Source organism: Mesorhizobium sp. M0771, assembly GCF_040320155.1.
Lineage (GTDB): Bacteria > Pseudomonadota > Alphaproteobacteria > Rhizobiales > Rhizobiaceae > Mesorhizobium.
In genome coordinates, this window is sequence record NZ_JAMYPC010000024.1 from 1 (window position 1) to 21491 (window position 21491).

The 21491-nt window shown below is 61.3% G+C and carries 20 protein-coding genes and 1 pseudogene; 10 read left to right on the top strand and 11 right to left on the bottom strand.

What is annotated here, in order from left to right:
- Nucleotides 1–218: 218 nt before the first annotated feature.
- The 8 genes from NKI05_RS27485 (at nucleotide 219) to NKI05_RS27520 (ending at nucleotide 8929) form a co-directional block, all read left to right on the top strand.
- Nucleotides 219–1004, top strand: coding sequence for a ThuA domain-containing protein (locus NKI05_RS27485; RefSeq protein WP_352793664.1), 786 nt, complete (start codon nucleotides 219–221; stop codon nucleotides 1002–1004).
- Nucleotides 1005–1107: 103 nt separating this feature from the next.
- Nucleotides 1108–2142, top strand: a complete 1035-nt coding sequence (locus NKI05_RS27490) for a Gfo/Idh/MocA family protein (protein ID WP_352793666.1) — start codon at nucleotides 1108–1110, stop codon at nucleotides 2140–2142.
- Nucleotides 2143–2186: 44 nt separating this feature from the next.
- Nucleotides 2187–2588, top strand: coding sequence for a GFA family protein (locus NKI05_RS27495; RefSeq protein ID WP_023670313.1), 402 nt, complete (start codon nucleotides 2187–2189; stop codon nucleotides 2586–2588).
- Nucleotides 2589–2785: 197 nt separating this feature from the next.
- Nucleotides 2786–3451, top strand: coding sequence for a hypothetical protein (locus tag NKI05_RS27500; protein ID WP_023670314.1), 666 nt, complete (start codon nucleotides 2786–2788; stop codon nucleotides 3449–3451).
- Nucleotides 3452–3458: 7 nt separating this feature from the next.
- Nucleotides 3459–6137: an OmpA family protein gene (locus tag NKI05_RS27505; protein ID WP_031208667.1), complete on the top strand. Its 2679-nt coding sequence runs from the start codon at nucleotides 3459–3461 to the stop codon at nucleotides 6135–6137.
- A gap of 11 nt (nucleotides 6138–6148) precedes the next feature.
- A complete protein-coding gene (locus NKI05_RS27510) occupies nucleotides 6149–6643 on the top strand; it encodes a Rab family GTPase (RefSeq protein ID WP_023670316.1) in 495 nt (164 codons plus the stop codon).
- A gap of 3 nt (nucleotides 6644–6646) precedes the next feature.
- Nucleotides 6647–7717, top strand: coding sequence for an adenylate/guanylate cyclase domain-containing protein (locus NKI05_RS27515; RefSeq protein WP_023693905.1), 1071 nt, complete (start codon nucleotides 6647–6649; stop codon nucleotides 7715–7717).
- A gap of 144 nt (nucleotides 7718–7861) precedes the next feature.
- Complete coding sequence (locus NKI05_RS27520) at nucleotides 7862–8929, top strand: cyclic nucleotide-gated potassium channel (RefSeq protein ID WP_023693904.1); 1068 nt, start codon at nucleotides 7862–7864, stop codon at nucleotides 8927–8929.
- A 208-nt stretch (nucleotides 8930–9137) separates the two neighbouring features.
- Here NKI05_RS27520 and NKI05_RS27525 read toward each other — a convergent pair whose 3' ends face one another.
- The 10 genes from NKI05_RS27525 to NKI05_RS27570 all read right to left on the bottom strand — a co-directional run bounded on the left by NKI05_RS27525 (nucleotide 9138) and on the right by NKI05_RS27570 (nucleotide 17659).
- Nucleotides 9138–9866, bottom strand: a complete 729-nt coding sequence (locus NKI05_RS27525; protein WP_023693903.1) for an amino acid ABC transporter ATP-binding protein — start codon at nucleotides 9864–9866, stop codon at nucleotides 9138–9140.
- A 71-nt stretch (nucleotides 9867–9937) separates the two neighbouring features.
- A complete protein-coding gene (locus NKI05_RS27530; protein WP_023684787.1) occupies nucleotides 9938–10612 on the bottom strand; it encodes an amino acid ABC transporter permease in 675 nt (224 codons plus the stop codon).
- Nucleotides 10609–11286: an amino acid ABC transporter permease gene (locus NKI05_RS27535; protein WP_352793669.1), complete on the bottom strand. Its 678-nt coding sequence runs from the start codon at nucleotides 11284–11286 to the stop codon at nucleotides 10609–10611. Before NKI05_RS27535 ends, NKI05_RS27530 begins: the two co-directional genes overlap by 4 nt.
- A gap of 129 nt (nucleotides 11287–11415) precedes the next feature.
- Entirely contained in the window at nucleotides 11416–12204 is a 789-nt protein-coding gene (locus NKI05_RS27540) for an ABC transporter substrate-binding protein (RefSeq protein WP_023670322.1), read from the bottom strand.
- Between the two features lie 109 nt (nucleotides 12205–12313).
- Nucleotides 12314–13477 carry a saccharopine dehydrogenase family protein gene (locus NKI05_RS27545; protein WP_352793671.1) on the bottom strand — a complete coding sequence of 388 codons (1164 nt, stop codon included), beginning with the start codon at nucleotides 13475–13477 and terminating at the stop codon, nucleotides 12314–12316.
- Nucleotides 13474–13983 carry an Lrp/AsnC family transcriptional regulator gene (locus NKI05_RS27550; protein ID WP_023670324.1) on the bottom strand — a complete coding sequence of 170 codons (510 nt, stop codon included), beginning with the start codon at nucleotides 13981–13983 and terminating at the stop codon, nucleotides 13474–13476. The genes NKI05_RS27545 and NKI05_RS27550 overlap by 4 nt, the downstream gene beginning before the upstream one ends.
- Before the next feature lie 318 nt (nucleotides 13984–14301).
- Nucleotides 14302–15345, bottom strand: a complete 1044-nt coding sequence (locus tag NKI05_RS27555; RefSeq protein WP_352793673.1) for an acyltransferase family protein — start codon at nucleotides 15343–15345, stop codon at nucleotides 14302–14304.
- 172 nt (nucleotides 15346–15517) lie between these two features.
- On the bottom strand, nucleotides 15518–16243 hold the full coding sequence (locus NKI05_RS27560; RefSeq protein WP_023821286.1) for a 3-keto-5-aminohexanoate cleavage protein: 726 nt from the start codon (nucleotides 16241–16243) through the stop codon (nucleotides 15518–15520).
- A 72-nt stretch (nucleotides 16244–16315) separates the two neighbouring features.
- Complete coding sequence (locus tag NKI05_RS27565) at nucleotides 16316–17023, bottom strand: TIR domain-containing protein (RefSeq protein ID WP_352793675.1); 708 nt, start codon at nucleotides 17021–17023, stop codon at nucleotides 16316–16318.
- Nucleotides 17024–17185: 162 nt separating this feature from the next.
- Entirely contained in the window at nucleotides 17186–17659 is a 474-nt protein-coding gene (locus NKI05_RS27570; RefSeq protein WP_023814890.1) for a MarR family winged helix-turn-helix transcriptional regulator, read from the bottom strand.
- Between the two features lie 154 nt (nucleotides 17660–17813).
- Between NKI05_RS27570 and NKI05_RS27575 the strand changes: the two genes are divergently transcribed.
- Nucleotides 17814–18629 carry a p-hydroxycinnamoyl CoA hydratase/lyase gene (locus NKI05_RS27575; protein WP_023814889.1) on the top strand — a complete coding sequence of 272 codons (816 nt, stop codon included), beginning with the start codon at nucleotides 17814–17816 and terminating at the stop codon, nucleotides 18627–18629.
- A 33-nt stretch (nucleotides 18630–18662) separates the two neighbouring features.
- Nucleotides 18663–20153, top strand: a pseudogene (locus tag NKI05_RS27580) (AMP-binding protein).
- Between the two features lie 21 nt (nucleotides 20154–20174).
- On the opposite strand, the gene NKI05_RS27590 reads toward NKI05_RS27580, so the two are convergent.
- Entirely contained in the window at nucleotides 20175–21482 is a 1308-nt protein-coding gene (locus NKI05_RS27590; RefSeq protein WP_023814887.1) for a c-type cytochrome, read from the bottom strand.
- Nucleotides 21483–21491 lie beyond the last annotated feature (9 nt).

Sequence of the window (21491 nt, forward strand, 5' to 3'; positions counted from 1 at the left end):
GTAGGCAGTAGGCAGTAGGCAGTAGGCAGTAGGCAGTAGGCAGTAGGCAGTAGGCAGTAGGCAGTAGGCAGTAGGCAGTAGGCAGTAGGGCCCAGGAGCGTCCATCGCCTGTTCCTTGTTTTTCTGCCCCTATTGCCTATTCCCCACTGCCTATTCCCTTTTGACCCCCAGGCAGATTATGACTGACCCCTGCGGGTCGGCTTCACCACGAGGACATCATGACAATACGCGCTGTCGTTTGGGGCGAGAACATCCATGAGCGGACCAATGAGGTGGTCGCAGCCCTCTATCCCGAGGGCATGCACACGACCATCGCCAAGGCGCTGAATGCCGACGAGGCGATCTCCGCCTCGACCGCCACGCTCGAACAGCCCGAGCATGGCCTGCCCGAGGCGCGCTTGGCCGAGACCGACGTGCTGGTCTGGTGGGGCCACAAGGACCATGGCGCCGTCGCCGACGAGATCGTCGAGCGCGTCGCCCGCCGGGTCTTTGAAGGCATGGGGCTGATCGTTCTCCATTCCGGCCATTTCTCGAAAATCTTCAAGCGGCTGATGTGCACGCCCTGCACGCTGAAATGGCGCGAGGCGGGTGAGCGCGAGCGGCTCTGGGCGACCAGTCCCAGCCATCCGATCGCCGAAGGCGTCGGCGAATATTTCGAGCTCGAGAATGAAGAAATGTATGGCGAGCAGTTCGCCGTGCCCGAACCGCTGGAGACCGTCTTCATCTCCTGGTTCCAGGGCGGCGAGGTGTTCCGTTCTGGGCTGACCTATCGCCGCGGCGCCGGCAATGTCTTCTACTTCCGCCCGGGCCACGAGACCTATCCGACCTATCACGACGCCAATGTGCACAAGGTGCTGCGCAATGCGGTTAAGTGGGCGCACAATCCGCAGGGCACCAAGTCGGCGATCCTTGAGGCGCCGAACGTGCCGGTCGAAAAGGCGCTGGAGCCGATCGTCGAGCGCGGCGGCAAGCTGCACGTTTCGGGCGAGGCCGGCTACCGCTAAAGCAAAGTCCAGGAAAAAAGGCGTAGCGGCTTTCCGCATGGGTTTCCTAGACCGTATCTGCGCCATATGATTGAATCGAACCAATTCGCTCGGAGTGCAGAGAATGCGGCTTTTGATACTGGGTACAGGCTGGATGGCGCAGGAGCATGCCCGCCGTTTCGGCGGCATCGACGGCGTCGAGATCGTCGGTGCTGTCGACGTCGATGAAAAGCGCGTGGGCGAATTCGCCGACGGGTTCAAGATACCGAAGCGATTCACATCGCTGGAAGACGCGCTGGCGTGGGGCGAATTCGATGCGGTCGCCAACGTCACGCCGGACCGCATTCACCACCCGACCACCATGGCGTTGATCGCGGCCGGCAAGCCGGTGCTGTGCGAAAAGCCGCTGGCCGAAGACTTCGGCAAGGCAAGCGAGATGGCCAACGCGGCTGAGGCAGCCGGCATCGTCAACATGGTCAACCTCACCTATCGCAATGTCGCTGCCTTGCAGAAGGCGCGACAGATGGTGCTGGCCGGCGAGATCGGCACCGTCCGCCACGTCGAATCCTCCTATCTGCAGAGCTGGCTGGTGTCGAAATTCTGGGGCGACTGGCGCACCGACCCGAAATGGCTGTGGCGGCTGTCGCGCGACCACGGCTCCAACGGCGTGCTCGGCGATGTCGGCATCCACATCCTCGATTTCGCCAGCTATGGCGCCGCACTCGACGTCGACCACGTGTTTTGCCGGCTGCGCACCTTCGACAAGGCGCCAGGCAACCGTATCGGCGAATACGAGCTCGACGCCAATGACAGCTTCGCCATGACGCTGGATTTCTCCAACGGCGCCTTTGGCGTCGTTCACGCCAGCCGCTGGGCGACCGGCCACATCAACGAATTGCGCCTGCGCATCTATGGCGACAAGGGCGGCATCGAAGTCGTGCACAATCTCGAGGGTTCGGAACTGAAGGCGTGTGTCGGCGAGGATATCGAGAACGCCAAATGGCACGTGCTCGACGCCGGCACGGTGCCGACCAATTACCAGCGCTTCGTCGATGCGGTTCGCAGCGGCGTGCAGGCCGAGCCTTCATTCCACCATGCCGCCGAACTGCAGAAGGTGCTGGATCTGGCCATGGTTTCGGAACAGAAGAGACGGAACTGAGGGCCAGCGCCGATACGCAGTGATGTGAAGGGGAGGAAGAAACAATGGTCACGCGCCGCGCGCAATGTCTCTGCGGCCAGCTTTCAGCCGTCTGTTCGGGCGAGCCGGTGCGCATCTCGGTCTGCCATTGCCTCGACTGCAAGCGCCGCACCGGCAGCGCCTTCAGCTACAATGTCCGGTTTGCGCAAGCTGATGTATCGATCGAGGGGCGGGCGAAGCAGTTCACGCGCACCGGCGACGAGGGCGGCCGCGTCATCTACAATTTCTGCCCGGAGTGCGGCGCCGCCGTCCACTATCGCATCGACACGCAGCCCGGTGTGATCGCCATTCCCGTCGGCGCCTTCGCCGACCCGTCGTTCCCGCCGCCCTTCCAGTCTTTTTACCACGAAAGCCGTCGCTGTGAGTGGGTCGAGATCAACGCCGAGCCGCTGGCGACGTTCGACTGAAGGCCGCTTTTTGGATACCCGGAACCGTCCGCACGCTCCGCGCCTTTGAGAGGGCATCGCCCCCTGATTGCCATTGCCGAGCCGTTAGCCACCGCGCTCGGCTGCCCCATGAATAGGCATAAGTCAAGACGAATCCGGCTTGCGGCCCGATTGCTGACATGCTTACCTGACGGCATGTGTTCAATGGGGGTATATGGATGGCTAAGGAATCTTCGAATTCCGCTTCTTCAGAAAAGAAGGCGGACGTAAATCTGATAGGTAACACAGAAGGAAACGGGCTGAACTTCATGGGAGTTCAGGCCCGCGAAAACGGAACCGCCGGCGACGCCGTCGGTGTCGACAAGATCCGTGACCTGCTGTTCGGCAACCAGATGCAGGACTATGACCGCCGTTTTTCCAAGCTTGAAGAACGGGTGTTGCAGCGCTTCAAGGATGTCGAGTCCGAGGCCAAGCGCAATCTCGAAATGTACGAGTCGAATGCAAAGAAGCAGATCGATTCGCTTGCAGGGCAATTGCGGAGCGAAAAAGATTCACGAGCCGATGCCGACAAGGAGATCGACCGGAATCTTCGCGAGCAAAACCAGGCTCTTGAAAAGCAGGTGCGCACGTTGTCGGATCAGTTGAGCGCGCTCGAGCGCGACGTTTCGGACCGGATAAATCGAAACGATCATTTGCTGCGTGAGGAAATCAAGCAGAAGAATGAAGGCGTTCAGATGCTGATCGAGAAGATGTTTGCCGACCTCAGCAACGTCAAGACCGACCGAAATCTTTTGGCTGGCCTGTTTGTCGAGGTTGCAAAGTGTCTCAATCAGGATCCCGTCGGGAGCAAAAGCAACTCGGACCGCAGCTGGAAAGTGAGTTGATGGGACCTTGACGTCCACCGTCGACCCATTCAACCTTCCGCAAAGAACAGCCTCGAACGATACAGAGATTGATCGCGAGGCTCTGGCTCGTCTTTTGATCGAAATTGCCCGGAACGTTGATCCGGACTACCGTGCGCAGTTCGAGGCGGTTCCAACCGCCGATCCGCGCATGGAAACGCTGCGGCAGTTGCTGGTCAGCCGCGAAATCTCCGAGCTTTCACGCGTCACGCATCTGCTCGACGAACCCGAGCAGCTTGCGGCGGCCGTGGGCGACGTTCTTCCCAGTGCTGCCGGACGAGCGCCTTACGCGCAACTCGGCGAGGCGCTTGCGCCAGCTGTCGAACGGGCTGTGCAAAGGTCGATCCAGAAGAGCCCGCGCACGCTGACGGACATATTGTACCCGGTGTTTCTGCCGGCAATTCGCAAGTCGATCGGCGAAAAGATCGACCAGACCTTTCAGTCGCTGAATGAAACTCTAAGGCACATATTCACCTGGCACGGGCTCAAGTGGAGACTTGAAGCCTGGAGAACAGGGGCAAGCTTCTCGGCAGTTGTTCTGAAGCATTCCCTTGTCTACCGTGTGGAACATGCCTTTCTCATTCATCGGAATTCCGGCCTTTTGATAGCGCATGTAACTGCCGACAATGCGACGAGCGAAGATCCTCAGCTCATTTCTTCGATGCTCAGTGCGATTCAGGATTTTGTAAAAGACTCATTTAACGAGAAAGAGCAGAGCGGCCTGGACACAATCCGTTTCGGCGAGCTTCGTCTCTGGTCGGAAGTTGGACCGTTTGCGACACTGGTTTCGGTGATCCGGGGAAATCCGCCGGAGGAATTGCATGAAATCGTTCGCGATGTGTTGCTTCGCATCCATGAGCAATCCTCAGAGGCTTTAGAGCAGTTCGACGGCGACGGTTCGCAGCTGGCCTCCGTAGAGGCGCAGTTGCAGACCTGCGTCGAGCTGAAGCAGGAGGAATCAAACGACGGATTTCCGTGGCTGGTGGCGGCCGTTGCCCTGCTGCTTTTGAGTCTGGCAGGCGGTTGGTACTTTCTTTCCTGGCAGTCAGCGCAGCGCTGGCAGGCTTACGTGTCGCGCTGGCAGGCTTACGTGTCGCGAGTGGAGGCCCAGCCGGGCATCATCGTTGCCGAACAGCAGGTACGCGATGGCCAGTTCTATATTGCCGGCCTGAGGGACCCGCTTGCCGTCGACCCGCAGTCGCTGTTGTCAGGCACGGGAGTCGATCCGGCCGGGGTTCATTCGCAATGGCAATTTTATCAGAGCCTTGAGCCGGAGTTCGTGCTGAAGCGGCTGACGGCGTCGCTGGCTCCGCCGGATTCAGTGCGACTTTCGATTGTCGATGGCCGCATCGTCGCCGAGGGTGAGGCTCCCGACACCTGGATCAGCCGGGCGCGCGCGGCGGCCCAGCAGCTTTCGGCAGGCGGGCCGGTCTTCGATATCTCGGGGGTTCGTGACGTAAGTCCCCAAGTGCGCGAGGCGGAGCGCTGGCACGCCTATGTGTCGCGACTGGAGACCCAGCCGGGCATCATCGTTGCAGACCAAAAGATAAGCGACGGCCAATTCTATATTGCCGGCCTGCGAGACCCGCTTGGCGCCGATCCGCAGTCGCTGTTGTCGGGAACAGAGGTCGATCCCGCCCGGGTTCATGCGCAGTGGCAGTTCTATCAGAGCCTTGAGCCGGAGTTCGTGCTGAAGCGGCTGACGGCGTCACTGTATCCGCCGGATACAGTACGACTTTCGATCGTCGATGATCGCATCGTTGCCGAGGGTGAGGCTCCCGACACCTGGATCGATCGCGCGCGCGCGGCGGCCCGGCAGCTTTCGGCAGGCGGACCCGAATTCGACATCTCCAAGGTTCGTGACGTGAGCCCCGAAGCACGCGCGGCGGAGCACTGGCAGTATTATGTGTCGCGACTGGAGGCCCAACCGGGAATCATCGTCGCCCAACAAAGCGCGAGGGGCGGACATTTCTATATTTCCGGCTTGAGAGACCCGCTTGCCGCCGACCCGCAAGCCCTGCTGTCCGGAACGGACGTTGATCCTGCCCGCGTTCATGCACAGTGGCAATTCTATCAGAGCCTTGATCCGAAGTTTGTGGTGAAGCGGCTGACGGCGGCGCTGTCCCCGCCGAAAACCGTTCAGCTCTCGATCATCCAGGGTCGCATCGTGGCCGTGGGTGAAGCTCCTGCCGGCTGGATCAACCGCGCGCGGGCCGCCGCTGAACAACTTTCGGCGGACGGAGTGGTTCTGGATGTCTCGCAGCTGCGTGAGCTGAACCTCGCAGAACTTAATCATTTGAGGCAGGCGATCCAGACGACCGATATTTTCTTCTCTTCCGGCAAGGTTGTGCCGGGACCGGAGCAGACGCCGGTTCTCGACAGGTTGGCGGATCAAATAAAGGAATTCGCCCAGAGTGCCCGCAATTCCGGCGTAACGGCGCGGTTCATGTTGACCGGGCATTCGGACACCACGGGCCGTGAGACGGCCAACGCGTCGATCAGCGCCGCCCGCGCCGAGACAGTTCGTGCGCTTCTCAACAAGCGCGGCGTTGCTCCCGAATTGCTGCTGGTTCGGGGCGCGGGCACTTTTGAGCCGGCTGTACCTGAAAACAGTCTAACCGGTAGCTCCACCAATCGCCGGGTTTCGATTACGGTAAACCTGGACTAGCGGAGCCCAACATGTTGCAAAAAAAGATCTGCATGCTGGGCGGCTTCGCCGTCGGAAAGACGAGTCTGGTCCGCAGGTTTGTGCAGAGCATCTTCTCAGAAACCTACTTGACCACCGTCGGAGTGAAAATCGACAAGAAAAGCGTCGCGCTCCCGGACAAAACCGTGGATCTGATTTTGTGGGATTTGGCCGGCGAGGACGATATCGGCTCATTCCGCGTCAGCTATGTTCGAGGTGCAACCGGGCTCGTGCTAGTCGTCGATGGAACCCGCGCCGCTACTCTTGCCGTGGCACTCACGCTGCGCGAACGGGTCGAGGCCGAATTCGGCGCCATGCCGTTCGTATTGCTGTTCAACAAGTCCGATCTGGCCGATCGGTGGGCGATATCGGATGGTGAGATCAACGAGTTGAGGCAACGTGGATGGCAAATCTATCTAACAAGTGCGCTTTCGGGCGAGCAGGTCGATGACGCCTTTCGTCAACTTGCCTTGATGGTCACCAAATAGACCATGCATGAATTGCCAAAAGAAGTCAGAAATTGGTTTTTCAATTTCTTCTTCGACGGGCACGCTGTCGCTTATCTGAAAATCGACCCTGAGCTTTGCATAGCTGCCAAGGGCGGTAATGTTGAACATTACGGGCTGTCATCACTTCGCATCGGCAAGCCTGTTGCCGAGCAGCTTGAATTCATGGAGGGTTTGCTGCCTTGCCCGGAGCTTCCGTTTCGCATGGACATGGTTGAACTGCCCGGCGGGCGTGTCGCCGACCTCCATTTTTTTGCTGACAATGCGTTCGTGTGGCTGCTTTTTCTGGACGCCACTGCCGAACGAGACAACAGGCAGCGGCTTCAACAGAAGGCCTATGAAATGACGCTCCTGCAAGAGAGGGAGCGTCAACTCAACGAAAAATTGCAATCGACGAACGAGGCGTTGAGGAAGAGCCAGGAGGGATTGGCGCGTGAATATCAGCGCGCCGAAAACCTGCTCCTCAACATTCTCCCGGCCTCGATCGCGGAGCGATTGAAAGCGCAAAAGAAAATTGCCGACAACCACGCAGAGGTGAGTGTGCTTTTTGCCGACATCGTCGGTTTTACGGAACGAGCGCGCAGCGTCGGAGCGGTGACGACGCTCGCTATTTTAAACTACTTCTTCAAGGCGGCGGATCGGCTCTCTGAGCGATACGGCTGCGAAAAGATCAAAACAATTGGCGATTGTGTGATGGTGGTCGCCGGCCTGCCCACGGCGCGATCCGATCATGCAAAGGCCCTCACGCGCTATGCGATTGAGCTGCGCAAAGCGGTCAAGCGGGAACGCTTCGCAGGAGAGCCGATAAGGCTGAGAATTGGAATTCACTCAGGACCGATCGTCGCCGGCGTCATAGGCAAGAGGCGGTTCGCCTATGACCTGTGGGGTGAGACCGTTAATCTCGCCTCACGTATTCAAACGTCCGCGGAGCCCGATGAAATCCGTATTTCCGATGCAACTTGCCAACTGCTTGGACCGAAATTTGCTTGCGACCCACTCGAGGAAACGGAATTGCGCGGTGCGGGTCGCGTGCGAATGTGGCGGCTCCCGAGCTGATCCGTCGCCTGCGGTGCGACCGTGGAGCGCCGATAGCGGCGCCCGAAAGCCATTGGCGTGACCTGATCTTGCGATCGCAAAGCACCCTTTGCGCTTGCCCGGAAGGCCTCTATTCTGGAGCACAGTGGCCGCTGGTGGGATAGAATGTCGGTACTGCCTTTCCTGAGAATCTACGCACCGCTAAACGCGGTGCTGGCTGCGCCTGGGCTTCTGGCGGTGGCTGCGCTCACGATGCCGAACATGTCCGGACGAAGCAGACTGGCTCTGGCTGCCGTGCTCGCTGTCATTTGGGCCGCCTATCTTCTGCAGATGGCCGAGACCCTGCTCAAGCGCTGGGCGGGAGACCTTCGGGACAGGACGCCGGCAATCGCAATCGATGTGCTCGCGGTTTTGGTTCCACTCGCCGCATTCCTGCTCGACGGCACGCCCGACCGCAGCCTCTACTGTGCTGTCTGGCTGCTGAAGCCGCTGCGCGACTCGACGTTCTTCCCGCTGCTTGGCAGGGTTCTGGCCAACGAAGCGCGCAACCTGGTCGGCGTCACCACGGTCTTCGGCCTGGTTCTGTTCGGTGTCGCACTTGCGGCCTATGTCATCGAGCGCGACGTCCAACCGGAAAAGTTCGGCAGCATCCCCGAGACAATGTGGTGGGCGGTGGTCACGCTGTCCACTACCGGCTATGGCGACGACATTCCGCAAAGCTTCGCCGGCCGCGTCCTTGCCGGGGCTGTCATGATGTGTGGCATCGGCATCTTCGGGCTCTGGGCCGGCATTCTTGCCTCCGGCTTTTATCAAGAAGTCCGTCGCGAGGATTTTGTCCGCAATTGGCAATTGATTGCCGGCGTTCCGTTGTTTCAGAAGCTTGGCCCGGCCACGCTGGTCGAGATCGTGCGCGCGTTAAGACCCCGCACGGTGCCGGCGGGCGCCGTGATCTGCCGCAGCGGCGAGACCGGCGATCGGATGTTCTTCGTCGTGGAGGGCCGCGTCAGCGTCGCGACGCCGAACCCGGTGGAGCTTGGCCCTGGCGCCTTCTTCGGCGAGATGGCGCTGATCAGCGGCGAACCGCGTATGGCGACCGTCACTGCCGCAACTTCTGTCTCACTCCTCTCGCTGCACGCGGCGGATTTCCAGATGCTGTGCAGCAGCAGCCCGGAAATCGCGGAAATCATCCGCAGGACAGCGCTCGAGCGGCGCGGCGCGGCGCCGGTGGCTTGACCGTACAGCCGATGGTGGCCCGGCTGGAACTGGATGGTACGGCTCTATCGACCACGCGCGAAGGTTCTGGACGGCACGTGGAAGGTCCCAGAGGCGTAGCCGGAGACCTAAACGTAGCCGATCCACTCTACCGGCGGCTCGTTGTTTGGCGCTGTGCGTCGACAGTTCCTGCCCCGCGGCCTTTCGGACGACCGGCTTTGGCTAAACTCTAATGCCTTAGAATCTTGCTTAGAAAAGCCCGGCTGCGGTCGGTCTTCGGGTCGGAGAAAAACGCTTCCGGCGTGCCGCTTTCGACGATGGCGCCGGCGTCCATGAACACCACGCGCTGCGCCACCTTGCGGGCAAAGCCCATTTCGTGCGTTACCACCATCATGGTCATGCCTTCCTCGGCCACCGCGACCATGACGTCGAGCACTTCGGAAATCATCTCGGGATCGAGCGCCGAGGTCGGTTCGTCAAACAGCATGATCTTGGGGCGCATGCCGAGGCAGCGCGCGATGGCCACACGCTGCTGCTGGCCGCCGGACAGCTGTGACGGGTAGGCATTGACCTTGTCGGCGAGGCCGACCTTGGCCAGCAAGTCGCGCCCGGCCTGCTGGGCCTCGGCGCGGGGGATCTTGCGCACATGGATCGGCGCCAGCGTGACGTTTTCCAGCGCCGTCTTGTGCGGGTAGAGGTTGAACGACTGGAAGACGAAGCCGATCTCGGTGCGCAACTGCGTCATGTTGGTGGCGGGGTCGCCGAGGCGCTGGCCGTCGACGACGAGGTCGCCATCCTTGATCGCTTCCAGGCCGTTGATGCAGCGGATCAGCGTCGACTTGCCCGAACCACTTGGGCCGCAGACGACGACCACTTCGCGCGGCTCGACGCTGAGCGTGATGTCCTTCAGCACATTGAGCGAGCCGAACCATTTGTTGACGCCGCGAAAGTCGATCATGCCCGTTTTGGTCAGGTTTGGTTTGGTCGGGCTCGGATTGGTCATGGCGGTCAGCCCTTTGGGGTTCGATGTCACAGCTGCACCTCGCCATGCGCCGCGCCCATGCGTCGCTCCAACCGGCGGGCGAGCATGATCAGCGGATAGCAGACGACGAAATAGCCGACGCCGACCAGGAAGAAGACCAGCAGGCCGTTGGGCACACGCTGCACCACAAGCCAGCCGACGCGGGTGAGGTCGGTCAGCCCGATCGCCGAGACGACGGAGGAATCCTTGATCAACAGTACATATTGCCCGACCAGCGGCGGCAGCACGATGCGCATCGCCTGCGGCAGCACCACCTGGCGCATGCGCTGCCAGCGCGACAGGCCGGACGCCAGCGCTGCCTCGACCTGGCCGGTCGGCACCGAGCGGATGCCGGCGGCGACGATCTCGCAGATGAAGCACGCGGCGAGGTTGGTGAGCGCGATGATGCCGGCCGTGAAGGCATCGAGCTCGATGCCGAATTCCGGCAGGATGAAGAAGATCAGGAAGATCTGCACCAGGAACGGCGTGCCGCGGATCAGGTCGACCCAGGCGCCGATCACGCTCGAGATCAGCCGGTTACCGCCGGTGCGCAATATGCCGAGGCCGAAGCCAAGCAGCGTGCCCAGCACCAGGCTGATCGCCGACAGCATCACGGTCATGCCAAGGCCGCGCAAGGCGAGGGGGTAGCTGCCGGCCAGGCTTTGCAGCTGTTGCCAGATCATGTGCTGCTCCTTGCCGGCTGCAGACCGAGCCACCGACTGGACAGCCCCGCCAGTCCTTTGAGGCAGTAATAGAGCAGCAGATAGAAAGCGGCGATGGTGAGAAAGCCTTCCGCCGGCATGAAGCGGTCGGACGCCAGCAACTGGCCGGCGCGCGTCAGTTCGGAAACCGAGATCAGCGACAAAAGCGCGGAATCCTTGACCAGCACGATCGCCTGGCCGAGCAGCGGCGGGATCGTCACCTTGAAGGCTTGCGGCAGGATGACCAGGCGCATGCGCTGGACATAGGTCATTCCCGAGGCAACCCCGGCCTCGACCTGGCCGCGCGGGATCGACAGGATGCCGGCGCGGATGATTTCCGCGACATAGGCGCCGCTGTTCAGCGACAAAGCGATGATGCCGACGACGAGCTCGGGCAGGACGAAGCCGAGACGCGGCAGGCCGAAATAGAGGAAGTAGAGCTGCGCCAGCAACGGCGTGGCGCGCACGGCATCGATATAGCCCTTGGCCAGCACGCGAAACAGCTGGCCGCGCTGCAGGTTCATGGCGGCGAGCACGATGCCGACGGCCAGCGCGCCCGCAAAAGACAGCGCCGACAGCCACACGGTCGTGACCAGACCCTGCCCGAACAGCGGCAGATATTCGACGATGGTGCGGAAGCTGAAATTTTCGAGCATGGCGGTGAATTGTGAATGGTGAATGGGCAGTAGTGAGTAGTGAGTGGTGAGCAGTGAAGGGCGTCCGGAATGGCCATTCACCATTCACCATTCACTACTTCCTACTCACTACTCCCTGCTTACCTCTGCTTAGTGATCCTTCTTCCAGGCGTCGGAATTGACCCAGTAGTCGAGGTTCTTCTGCAAGCGGCCGTCGATGCTGACCTGGTTGAGGAACAGGTTCATCCAGATCAACAGGTCCGGCTCGTCGTAGCGGGTGGCGAAGGCAAGCGGCTCCTTCGACAACAGGTCCGGCATGATGGTGAAGGTGCCGGCGGGATAGGCTGTCGACTGACCCTTGACCGCCGAGACGTCGTTGACGCCGCAATCGGCTTGGCCGTTGTTGACCGCGTCGAGCAGCAGCGGGCCGCCGCCCTTGTAGCTCTTGATGTCGGCATCCGGGAAGGCGTTCTTGGCTTCCTTTTCGCCGGTGGCGCCCAACAGCACGGCGATCTTGGTGCCCTTGGCCTTGCAGTCCTCGGTTGTCTTGAACTTGCTGTCGGCCTTGGTGAAGACGGTGCTGCCCGTATACATGTAAGGTGTGGTGAAGGCGACCTTCATGCCGCGCGCCAGCGTCGGCGTCATGTCGGCGACGAGCAGGTCGGCCTTGCCCGAAAGCAGCGCCGGGATCAGCCCGTCCCAGTCATAGTCGAGGAAGGTGATCTTGACGCCCATTTCCTTGGCCATCAACTCGGCGAGTTCGACCGAACTGCCGGTGCGCTCGCCGGCCGCGCCGACCAGCGAGAAGGGAGGTCCTTGCGTCTGTACCGCGACGCGCAGTTCGCCGCGCTTGGTGATCTCGTCGAGCGTTCCGGCACTGGCCGCCGTGGCGAGCCCCGCAAGCGCAAGTCCGGCGATAAAAAGTCTGGCAATCTTCATTTTGGCATTCCTCCTGTTATCGTTGTTGTTCCACTTTGTTATTCCACCCTTTTGGGTGTTTTTTGAGCGGCGGCACCGTTTGCCGGCGGCAGCCACCGTTCGAAAATCGTCAGTCCCAGGCCACCGTTTCGGTCACCTTGATGCCACGCCTCGCCAGCTCGTCAAAGAAGGGTTCGTCCGGCACATGCAGCAGCGGGTTGAGCAGGCCAGGTGTGGCGATCTCTCGCCGCGCCAGCATCTGCGCCACGATGCTGGCGGGATAGCCGACGCCGAGGCTCATGCCGAACAGGCCGGATGCCAGGTCGCGTTCGATGATCAGGTCCGATGTCACCGTTTTGGCGCGACCGCCCTCGAGACCGGAAAAGACATTGCGCATCACGCAAAGGTCCTTCTCGTCAGCGCCATACTGCAATTGCGGGCCGAGCAGCCGGCCGAGAAATTCGCGGGGGCTGGCGCCGGTGCCGGGCACCTTGTCTTCGGAGAGGAAGCCGAGTTCCTTCAGCGGCGCCCAGAACGCCGACCATCCCGGCCAGCGCAGTGTATAGCGGCCCGAGCGTTGCAATCCCTTGGCGGCCGCCAGCATCTCGATATAGTGCAGCGCGTCGCCATTGGGGAAAGCTTCCAGCCGGCCGAGGCCCGCGACCTCGATCTCGTGGATGAAGGCATTGTCGTGCTGCCGCCCGGCCGGCACTTCGACGCGCTTGCCATGCTCGATCATCACGCTGTCGCGGTTCTGGCTGACCAGAACCATGTCGAAATTCCAGCTCACCTTGTAGCAGAGCGGCTTCGCCATCGCCTTCGGTTCGGGGATGCCGCCGCAATAGGAATCGATCGAGGAGATCCTAGAGAACTGCTTTGCGGCGCGCGCGTAGAGCACGAGGTCGATGCCGGGATCGAGCCCGCATTCGGTCATGATCGAAACGCCGGCCTGTTCAGCCTCCGCCGCCAGATCGGCAATCGCGTTGCCGTAATTGGTGGTGACCAGCGGCGTGCGCGTTGCGATCGCGGCCTGCACCGCCTCGCGCATCAATGGCTGTGGCAACAGATCGATGGCGGCGTCGACATCCGCCAGCACGGTGGCAAGTGCCGGGCCGATGGGGCCCTCGGGCACGACGAAACGCACGCGGGAAAGGTCGGTCAGCCCGGCAAGCCGGGCAGGGCCGTCGGCCGACGTATCGACGCAGACGACTTCCTCGACACCGGCGCTGGCGACGAGATCGGCGATGGCCGCCCGTCCCTGCAGGCCGAGGCCGCCGAGAACAGCTATTCTCATGCCGGCTCCTTGCGCGACGGTGTTTCTTCCGACCAGCAGCCTTCGGGAAGGCTGACCCATTTGTTGCATGAAGCCATGACGACGAAGGTTTCGCTGCGCACGACTTCGCCGGGAATGCCGGCGCCGGGGATCAGCTCGCTGGTGATGCGGTAGAGGTCGGCGACATCGCCGGCGACGGTCACGTCGACGATGATGTCGAAGCGCCCGGTAACCACCGAGGCCGAGTTGACGAAAGGCAGTTCGGCAATGCGCTGCGCCAATTCCCGGGCGCGGCCACGTCCCTGCGCATTGATGCCGACAATGGCAGAGATCAGCTCGGGGCGTTCGGTCAGATTGAGCAGCCCGACGATCTTCAAGAGGTTGCGGTCGAGCAGATTGCGCAACCTTGAGCGCACCGTCGGCACCGAGATCGCCATCGTCTCGGCGAGCCGGTTGATGCCGGGCTGGGCATCCTGCGACAACAGCTTTACCAGCCGTCGATCGGTTTGATCGAGATGCTCACGCAAAGGCAAGGCTTTCATAAAGGGAAAGAAACGATCGGATTTTCTTTCGGATATGAAAAATACCTTATGGGGAATTTTTAACAGCAGCAAGAGCTATGTCATCCCTCTGTGTCAGTTCCCGTGTGCGTTCAGGCAAGACAGGATGCATGTCGTCCCAAAACCGCTGCACATTTTGGGGCAGTCGAGGATGTGCGCGACAGCACTAGGTGACGGAGTTCGAAGACGATCTTGCCGCGGCCGTGGTCGCTTGAACGCGACGGTAGGTCGTAGTGAGCAACGCACCCGAATGGCAGGCCGACCGAGCTGCGGCGTAGCCGCAACTCACGCCTTCACCTGATAAGCGGAGAGGCTCATTCGCGACATGGCCAAAAGCGGCCTTTCGATAAAACTATAACTCGCCAGGGACACGGCGATGCAGGCGGTGACAATAACTATGGTTGCAAGCCATGGTGACACATTGGCGGTTGCAACGACAGGAGCGATCGCGAGCAGCACGATAGGATGGGTCAGATAGAGAGAGTAGGAAGCATCTTCCAGCCTTGCCAGCACGCGAGGAGCAAAAAGTCGGAAGTAGCTCTCCAGGCTGATGCAACCCGCGACAAGGATCAGCGCCGGGATACCTTGAGCAAGGGTTCGCGGCAAGTTGAAGCCAAGTACCATCACCAGTGTGGACACAATAGCGAACCCGACAGCCGAGGCACCCAGGAAAGCGGGCAAACGCAGCAGTCTGCCGACCAGATGGCCGACAGCCATGCCGGCAAGGAACTCAAACAGGATTGGCGTGGTATAGAAAAACAGCACAGTGTCGGCGGCGGGTTTGAAGATAATGCGTGCGGCTACGGCGATTGCAAAGACAACGCCAATCGTGGCCATTTGCGTCAGCGCACCAAAACCCATAGTCGCCGCGAACAGAATGTAAAACAGGATTTCCAGATTGAGCGTCCAACCCACGCCAAGCACTGGCTGGACATAGCCTGTGGCCGTATCGAGATAGGGCACGAAAAACAGGCTATTGGTAATCTGCTCAAAGGACACTCCACGACCGGCAAACAGCCAAAGTGCGGCGACCATGAGGAAGGTCATGACCCAATAGAACGGAACGACGCGCGTGAACCGCTGCATCAAAAAAGCACGGTGGTCGCGATGTCTGTTCTCCGTCGAGAGAACCATGACGAAACCGCTGATGACGAAAAACAGGTCGACGCCGCTGTTTAGAATGGGAATAGGCAAATCGAGCACGCCTAGTGCGGCCGGAAGATGATAGATAACAACCATTAGGGCTGCTAGCCCCCGCAGGGTCTGTATCGATGTATATTGTTGAATCCGACGCGGCGCAGCGTAATCATTATCCGGAATGACGTTCATTAAAAAATGTCCCCGATGCCGGAGAATATTAACACGGATGAGATCGTTGATGCGACGATTAACTGCCGGTTTAATTAATACATAAAATTTGAATAGCTTTCACCGACTTTCGCGGCCCGGGCCTTGCGATCGCCATCGTCTCGGCGATGCCTTGGCGCGCTGCTTGTATGCGCTATCGCCCGGCCTGGAAGATCGCCACCGCTGCCGCCGTCAGCGCGGCATTGCCGGCCGCAACCGTGCCATCCGGCAGATGCTTCCCATCCTCCAGCCCGACGCGCGTCGACCAGTCGCGATCCGCGGCACGGCGCACGAACGGCCACACCGTCGCGTTCTCGCCATGCAGCAGGATGGCACGGCGAATGCCGGCGCGCTCCAGGACCTGTTCGATGCCGTCGGCGACCGCAAAAGCCTCGTCTAGCGTCTGCTCGGAAATCTCGATCAGCACGCGCAGCACGCGCCCGCCATGGTCGAGGCCGACCAGCCGCTCGGCGTCGGCGACCGACGCCAGACCCGCCTCGATGCCGATGCCGCGCTGGCGCAGGCTCTCCATGACGATCGGTGCCGCCGGCTCGCTGAAATTGACTGAGGCATAGTCCGGCAATTCGCGCCAGCCGGCGATGGAGACAAGCGTGCGCAGGCCGTCGTTCTCGATCCAGGCGCCGGTGGAGACGCCGATCAGCGTTCCCGGGCATGCCTTGCGCAGCCCCAGCACCGTTCGATCCATCGCCGCCGGCGTGAGGCTTTCCCGCCCGTCGAGCGCGCGCGCATGGACATGCAACTCGGCCGCCCCGGCGGCCACTGAGGCCGCGCCGTCGCGTGCCATCGCCTCTGCATCAAGCGGCAGTGCAGGGTGGAAGTCGGCGCTACGCGCGCCATTGATGCAGGTTTGGACGATCATGCTAGAGGCAGCCCGGTTGCATTTGCTCCCAGTCTAGCGCGGGCGAGTGAAAACCGGAATCGGCATCTGTCATTACGCCGAAGCCGCAGATATCTTATCGGCCGAAATTTCGAATCCGGCAGACTGCAACCTTTGGACGAGCTTGTTCACAATTTCCTTAACATGGGTGTTGAACTCGATTCGCAGGATTCCATCGGTGTCCGATGGTCGCTCTAATGTACCTTTTTGCAAAATAGCCATATTGGGGCGCCCCAACGCCGCCATCACCATTCCCATTTCCAGTATTACGTTTTGTCTGGCTCTCGGCTTACGGTCGGCATCGGTCTCTTTTCCCGAATACGCATAGTCGTCTGGCGTCAGCAATACGATCCCAAAAGCCGCATCTTTGTAAATACTCTGTTCAAGCGCCTCAACTATGGTCTTTCCGCCACTGTCTGAATTTTGCAGAATAAAAGGCTTCAGCCCAAGGCGGAGTAAGACCAATTCTAATTGATCTCGTGCTTCGGAATCGTGACCATGAACTACGAAGATCTTTTTCGCCTCCGTCGCTACTACGACTGGAACAGGATTGCCGAGAGCAGCTTGGACTTCCGGTAAGAATTTATCTGGGTCTAGTCCTTGGCAGGTGAGAGTCCCGTTGGATGACCACCAATTTAGAACGTGCCCAAGCTTTGTTCTAAATATCACATGGCCATTTTTCCCCTCTGACCATTCTCCTTGCTTGCCCGTCGCTATCACCGCGTTTTGGAGTTCATCAAAACTCCCGTGAAATTTCGCCATCAGTAACCTCCCTCATAGCAATGTGTACGTTGGTTGACTGTGAAGAAAGTTTCAATCGCATCGGCGATTTTTGCCAATGTTTATCTGCCGCCAGTTGTCGACCGCACTTTAACGCCGAACGCCAGCCATCCGATCAGTGCGTCAGCGGTATAGGCTTAAATATCAATCGATTTCGTCGGCCCAGATCAGCCGCAATAGCCGCTGCAGCGTTGCCCGATCTTTTTTCGTCAGCCGTTGCAGGAACCGGTCCTCGTGGTTGCGCACTTTGAGCCGCCATGCAGGCATTGCGGCTTTGGCTGCCTTGGTCAGAGCGAGCACCTGCATGCGCCTGTCCTGCGCATGGTCATCGCGCTCGACCAGCCCGCGCTCCTCGAGTTCGGCCAGCAGCGGCGCCATGTTGGCGCTTTTCATGCCCAGCCGGCGGCAAAGCTCGGCGGCGCTGATGCCGGGCCGTTCGTCGATCAGCGCCAGCATGCCGTAGGTGACCGGGCGCAGTGAGGCATCGGCCATCTCGGCGGTGAAATCATTGAGCGCCAGGGTCGAAGCTCGCCGCAGATTGTAGCCGATCTGTGCGTCGAGCCTGTCTTCAGGCGCCACCCCAGCCACCTTGCCGCTGCGGTCCGATGTCTCGTCCATGCTGCAACCGATCGCTGCGACCAAGGTTCTTGTCAAGCAAAAAAGACTATGCAACATAGCAATTCTAAAAGCTATGTCACATAGCGATTGATGCAGGGGAAGAGCACAACTCTTCTCCCCGCCACACAGGAACGCAAGCGGGAGGAGAGTTGCCATGACCGAAGAGACCGTTGCCTTCGACATCGAGGACGGCATCGCCTGGGTGCGCTTCAACCGGCCTGAAAAACGAAATTGCATGAACCCGGCGCTCAACCGGCGCATGATGGAGGTGCTCGACCAGCTGGAATACCGCGATGATGTCGGCGTGCTGGTGCTGTCGGGCGAGGGCAGTGCGTGGTCGGCGGGCATGGACCTCAAGGAGTATTTTCGCGAGACCGAGGCCAAGGGGCTGGGCGCCGTCCGCAAGGCGCAAGGCGAGGCCTATGGCTGGTGGCGGCGACTGCGCTGGTATCGCAAGCCGACCATTGCCATGGTCAATGGCTGGTGCTTTGGCGGCGGCTACGGCCCGCTGTTTGCCTGCGACCTCGCTTTCGCCGCCGACGAGGCGCAGTTCGCTCTGTCGGAGATCAACTGGGGTATCCTGCCCGGCGGCGGCGCCACCAAGGTGGTGGTCGATCTCCTGTCGATGCGCGACGCCATGTACCACGCGCTGACCGGTGAGTTGATCCACGGCAGGAAGGCGGCGGCCTGGAAGCTGGTCAATGAAAGCCTGCCGCTGGCGGAGTTGAAGCCACGAGTTACCGAGGTGGCGAACATCCTGCTGAAGAAAAACCCGGTGGCGCTGAAGGCGACAAAGGACGCCATCCGCCGCGTCGGCGAGATGACCTATGACAATGCCGAGGACTATCTGGTGCGCGCGCAGGAAGCGGCCAATTCCTACGACAATGACGGCCGCAAGGAAGGCATCCGCCAGTTCATCGACGAAAAGAGCTACAAGCCCGGGCTCGGCGCCTATGACAAGGCGAGGTGATCAGCCAATATCCAATCGGGGAGGAGAAGCGAGATGCCGGCCTGGACGACGCCCGATCCCGTGGCCTTGCATGCCGCGACGCAGCCCGAGCGCCTCGCTTGCGTCGACCTGGCTTCCGGGCGGCGTTGGACGTATCGCGGGCTCGACGAGGCTATCCAGCGCGCCGTCGGCGTGCTCGGGAGCGGCTACGGCATCGAACCTGGGCAGCGCATCGCCACCGTCGCCCGCAACAGCGCCGACCTGCTGATCCTGCAGCAGGCGGCCATGCGGCTCGGCGCCATCTTCGTGCCGGTCAACTGGCGCCTTTCCGCCGTCGAGCAGCAGGCGGTCCTGGCCGATTGCGAGCCGGTGCTGCTGCTGCACGACGCGGCGCTGATTACGGCGCTGCCAAAAGGCTGTGTACCTGTGGAGGTCAGGGCCTTTGCCACGGCGGCCGAAGCGCAAGCGCCCGCGCTACGACGCGCTTTGCCGGCGGGCGATGTACCGTCGATCATCCTCTACACCTCCGGCACATCGGGCCGGCCCAAGGGTGTCATCCTGACCGAGGCCAATGCGTTCGCCACCGCGGTCAATTTCGGCGTGCTCGGCCGCGTCGGCAATTCCAGCATCTTCCTCTGCGACGCGCCGATGTTCCATGTCATCGGCCTCATCACCAGCCTGCGTCCGCCCTTGCTGCAGGGCGGCACGGTGCTGATCTCGTCCGGCTTCGAGGCCGGCCTCACCAACCGCCGTCTGGCAGACCCGGACCTCGGCGTCACCCACTATTTCTGCGTCCCGCAAATGGCACGGATGCTGCGCGACGGCACCGCGTTCGCGCCGGCGAACTGGACCACGCTGACGGCCATCTTTACCGGTGGCGCGCCCAATCCCGCCGCCGACATCCTTTGGTGGCTGGAGCAGGGCGTGCGCATGGTCGACGGCTTCGGCATGACCTAAGCCGGCACCGTGCTCGGCATGCCGGTCGAGGCACACCAGATCGCCCGCAAGGCCGGCTCCGCCGGCCTGCCGGCGCCGTCTTTGTCGCTGCGCATCGTCGACGAAGATGGCCACGACGCCGCAGCCGGCGAGCCGGGTGAGATATGGCTGTCAGGCCCCAATGTCACGCCGGGCTACTGGAACCGGCCCGATGAGACGGCGCAGGCCTTTACATCGGATGGCTGGTTCCGCACCGGCGACATTGCGCGCCGCGACGAAGATGGTTTCGTCACCCTCGTCGACCGCCGCAAGGACATGTTCATTTCGGGCGGCGAGAACGTCTATCCAGCCGAGGTCGAGATGGCGCTGCTCGATCATCCCGACATTTCGGACGTCGCCGTCATCGGCATCGCCGACCAGCGCTGGGGCGAGGTCGGCCGCGCCTTCGTCGTGCTGAAGGCTGGCTGCGTCCTCGATCCGGCGGCGCTCGCGGCGCACTGTGCGGCTCGCATCGCCCGCTACAAGGTGCCGAAGGAATTCCTGCTCACCGACGCGTTGCCGCGCACCGCCTCCGGCAAGATTCAGAAACACATCTTGCGCGGGCGGTGAGATCGGGCTTCACCGCCGTCCTCACTGCGCCCGCGCTTTGGCCACGTCGGCCGGTGTGATGGCGGATTGCTTGCCGCCGAAATGCGCCAGCACATAGTTGCCGAGCGCCGCGATCTCGACATTCGAATAGGCATTGGCGAAAGCCGGCATCGCCTGCTTGCCGAGCGGCGTCGTCATATGCGCGCCCTTCAGGATGACCTGGATGAGGTTTGTGCCATCGGGGTCATTGACCGTGCGGCTGCCGCGCAGCGCCGCATAAGGTGTCTGCAGCCCTTCGCCGTTCCATCCGTGACAGCTGGCACAGGCGCCCTGGAACAGCTTCAGGCCGAGCCCGCCTTGCGCTACTGAATCGGCAGACGGAGCGTAGGCGATGGACGTCGTCAGTGTTGCCGGCGGCTCCGCTTCGACGATCGCCTTGTCGCTGCTGAATTGCGGCGGCACGGTTTTTACGTAAGTGACGATCGCCTTGATGTCTTCCGGCGTCAAATGGCGCAGGCTGTAGTCGACGGCTTCGCCCATGCTGCCGGTGGCCGCACCACGCCCTTCCGCATGACCCTTGGACAGATAGTTGGACAACTGCTCATCGCTCCAGCTGCCGATGCCGGTCGTCTTGTCCGAACTGATGTTGTAGGCCTCCCAGCCCTGCAATTCGGCGCCGGCGAATTTCTTGCTGTTATCGAGCCCATAGAGCAGGTTGCGTGGCGTGTGGCATTCGCCGCAATGCGCCATTGCTTCGGTGAGATAGGCGCCGCGGTTCCATTCCGCGCTCTGCTTTTCGTCTTGCGGCAACGGACCGTCGGGAACGAACAACAGGTTCCAGAACCGCAGGACATAACGCTGGTTGAACGGAAAACTCAGATCGTTCTTCGGCGCCTCGGCGTGCACCGGCGGCAGGCTGAACAGATAGGCCTTGATCGCCAGCGCATCTTCCGTGGTCATCCTGGCGTAGGCCGCATAGGAAAAGGCCGGATAGAGATTGCGGCCTTGCTTGTCGATGCCCTGATGCAAGGCACGCGCGAACTCCGCGTCGCTCCAGTCGCCGATGCCGGTTTCCTTGTCGGCGGTGATGTTTGGGGAATAGACGGTGCCGAACGGCAGTTTGAAGGCAAGGCCCCCGGCATAGGGCGTGCCGCCGCCGTTTGTATGGCAGGCGACGCAATCGGCGGCGCGCGTCAGATATTCGCCGCGATCGATCAGCGCCTGACCGGTCGGCAGTTTCGCCGCCGCCACGGAGGCGTCCGGCAGCGACGCCGGTTTGAACAGGAAGATCGCAACGCCGGCGGCGATGACGACCACGACAGCGAGGAGGATGCGGACCAAGCTTCTCATGGTCTGGCC